Source organism: Kitasatospora nipponensis, from assembly GCF_039528135.1.
GTDB lineage: Bacteria > Actinomycetota > Actinomycetes > Streptomycetales > Streptomycetaceae > Kitasatospora > Kitasatospora nipponensis.
On sequence record NZ_BAAALF010000369.1, the window covers coordinates 1 to 3,089 of the forward strand.

Sequence of the window (3,089 nt, forward strand, 5' to 3'; positions counted from 1 at the left end):
CCGAGGTGGTGCAGGCGGCGAACGGTCCGTCGGGCGCGCGCAGATGGACCAGGGTCTGGTCCAGGTGGTCGCGGTGCCACGTGCTGGGTCCGGACAGCCCGGCTTCGACATCGGTCAACTGCTGCCACGCCAGCCACAGTCCATGCAGGCGGGCGACCGCCTCGGCGTGCTGCTCCCACTGTGCGCACCAGGGGCGGATGGTGCTGATCTCCCGGCCGTAGACGGGCAGGAGGAGGTGGTTCACCCAGTCGCGCAGCGCGGCCATCTCGGCGTCGTACTCCGGGCCGCCCAAGGCGAGGATGAACACGGACGTCGGGCCCGCGTCCTCCTCGGCCCCGGTGGCGGGCAGGTTGGGGATCTGGGCTTCGGGCGCGGTGTGGTCCTCGGAGCTGAGGCGGTCGAGGAGGACGCCGTGCTGGCGGACCTCGGCCATGGTCTTGGCGAGCGTGGTGGCGAGGTCGTCGAGGTCGTCGTCGGGCACGCGGAAGGGCTCTTCGGGGGTGCCCTGGGCGGGGTCGGACAAGGCGGGTTGCTCCTGGCTCTGTGGGAGGACGGCACGAGGAAGAGGATCCGGGGATTCGGTGATTTGGCGCGGCCGGGAATCTGCGTTAGGGGTGGCCGGCGGCGCAGGAGTTGGGCGCTGCGGGGCTCGGATCTCATCGCGTCAGGCTGAGGGCGTCGAGGTGGGCGAGGCGTGGACATGGGCAGAACGGGGTGGCGATCACGAGTGGTGACGCGCGCTCTGTGCGGTCGCCGGTGCGGTCCGGGCGGTAGCCGGGGCGGGAGCCCGGCTGGTCGGTTGCAGGCTTCGGCTGCGGGCCTGGGCGGCGGCGACGCGGGCCGTGGGAGACAGCGGGGACTGGGCGGTGGTCGAGGCCGGCGGGGCGGTGGCGGCGCGCCATCGGGTGCGGACCTCGTCGAGTCGGCAGAGTGCGTGCAGGGCGTGGCTGATGAGCTGGCCGGGGGCCAGGGCCTCGTTCTCGGCGGCGGCGCGGATCGCGGTGGCGCTGGTGGCGGCTGTGCGGGTCAGTGAGGAGCGCAGGATCTGTTCGCCGAGGTATTCGGCGGATCCGGCGCCGGCTCCGGCGCACAGGTCGCGCACGGCGTCGGGGGTGAGGGTGCCGTCGGCAAGGAGTCCGCGCCGTTGGGCCTCCCAGAGCACGGTGACCTCGTCGATTGGCTCACCGCGGTGGCGGAGCGCCCCGAGGCAGCGGTAGAGCTGGCCGTGGGCGTGGTCGGCGAAGTCGGCGGGCCGCAGCCAGCCGATGACCTCGTCCATCGCACGGGGCTGGTTGGTCAGTACCTCCAGCAGCAGCTGCTCGTCCTGGAAAACCCGCTCCCCGACCGCCGGAACGGGGGCAGGGGTCTCCGCCGAGGGCCGGGCGGTGGGGCGCGGCTGGGTGCCCCAGCGGCGGGCGAGTTCGCTGAGCACGCCGGCCAGGACGTCGGCCTGGTGGAGCGCATCGTCGACCTCGCCCCGAAGGGCGTCGGCGCGGGCGGCCTGGTGCAGGCGTACGGCGTGCTCGGTTATCGTGCGGTGGATCGCGCCCTCCAGCACCATCCGCCCGTACATCGCGGCGTGCCTGGTGCGCGGGCACGCCGCGATCAACGTGTGTGTGTAACTCGGGCTCAGGCCATGGACGTTGCGGCTCGCTTGGGCCACTGCGCCGGCCACCCAGTCCAGCGGGACGTTGCCCTTGGCAACCAGGACGGGCTGCCCAGCGTGGTGCAGGTCGCGCATCGCGGCGAACAGTGCCCGGTGGGTGGGCCGGTAGAAGTGGCCGGGTTCGAGCCAGGCCAGCGAGGCGAGTTGGCCGGGGTCGAGCAGGACGGCACCGAGCACGGCCTGCTCGGCCCGCAGCAGCGGCTTCACCGCCGGCCTCGGTCTGCGCGCAGCTCGGCGACGGCCTGGTCGGCGGCAGCCATCGCCGCTGCGAAGCGGTCCAGTTCGCCGGTGAAGACCGGGTCGGTGGACAGGATCGCTCCGCTGCCGGTGACCAGCCACCACTGGCTGCCGCGACCGACGACAGGCGAACCGGCCAGGCGATCCGGGCGAGGCACGGGCGATGAGGGGTTCTTCGAGAACATCGGGTACTCCGAATAGGCTTTGGGGTGAAGGGATTTCAGGCGGTGAGGTCGAAGCCGTCGGGCACGGGGGAGCCGGAGCGGCAGGCCCAGGGCGAGCAGCCGTCCGCGTCGCCGTTCTCCAGCTCGGCGTCCGCGATGGCGTCGAAGATGTCGCCCTGGCGCCCGGACCACTCATGGGCCGTGACCCGGTCGATCGGCGCCTGGTCGAGCGGGCGCCGCGAGCGGTGCAGGTACGCCTGGCCGAGCAGCGGAGTGCCTTGCGCTGTGGCCCGCGCGTTGCCCTTGCGGATGGCGTGGTCGAACTCCACGACGTCCTGCCACTCCTCTGGCGAGCTGTCGCGCAGCTGCCTCCACTGGGAGTTGCCGTGGTACGGACACCCGAGACACGCACTCTTGGGGATCTCACCGAGCCCCCGCGAGCGCAGGAACCGCACGCAGTCGGAGCGGGAGAAGCCCAGCTCCAGAAGGGGGAACCTGTTCTTCATGTAGGCGACGTCCGCGTCCTTGGCGCGGTGGACCTCATCCACCGAGATGCCGATCCACTGCTCGACGAACACCCCGGCCGGAATCCGCCGCGGGTACGGGTAGCCCAGCAGTTGGCGGACCTGCTCCTTGATCGGGCGGATCTTGTACTGGCCCGTGCACTGCCTACGTGACATCCCTTCTGTCCCTCGGGGGTTGAGGATGTGCAGCGGCATCGACGCGAACCGCTTGGAGGGGTCGAGGGCGTCGTCGCGGATGTTGCCGGAGGACACTCGCAGGATCGGGACGCCAGCGGGCTCGGCGATCTCCCGCTCGATCCCGTCCAGGTGGGCGTAGACGGAGCGGGGCTCCCAGCCCGTGTCGGCGAAGATCGCCACATCCAGGCCGGGGAGATGGCCTTCGGCTGCCAGGAGCAGCAGACAGGTCGACTGGACCCCAGCGCCGAGCGACAGCGACCGGAGCCGCGGGGCGCTCATGCCGACAGCCCGAAGTCGTCACGGCTGGCGGTCTTGGCGATG

General features: G+C 71.9%; 4 protein-coding genes. All 4 read right to left on the reverse strand.

Features of this window, described 5'->3' with window-relative positions:
- The coding region (locus ABD323_RS40220) for a DUF4913 domain-containing protein (protein WP_344447072.1) at positions 1-523 on the reverse strand (523 nt) is incomplete at its 3' end.
- A gap of 198 nt (positions 524-721) precedes the next feature.
- Entirely contained in the window at positions 722-1,873 is a 1,152-nt protein-coding gene (locus ABD323_RS40225) for a DnaB-like helicase N-terminal domain-containing protein (protein WP_344447073.1), read from the reverse strand.
- Complete coding sequence (locus tag ABD323_RS40230) at positions 1,870-2,061, reverse strand: hypothetical protein (RefSeq protein WP_344447074.1); 192 nt, start codon at positions 2,059-2,061, stop codon at positions 1,870-1,872. The genes ABD323_RS40225 and ABD323_RS40230 overlap by 4 nt, the downstream gene beginning before the upstream one ends.
- 62 nt (positions 2,062-2,123) lie before the next feature.
- Entirely contained in the window at positions 2,124-3,047 is a 924-nt protein-coding gene (locus tag ABD323_RS40235) for a hypothetical protein (protein WP_344447075.1), read from the reverse strand.
- Positions 3,048-3,089: the final 42 nt, after the last annotated feature.

Bases quoted from the DNA above. Each gene is read 5' to 3' on its own strand.
- ABD323_RS40235 (WP_344447075.1), bottom strand. From the start codon at position 3,047: ATGAGCGCCCCGCGGCTCCGGTCGCTGTCGCTCGGCGCTGGGGTCCAG.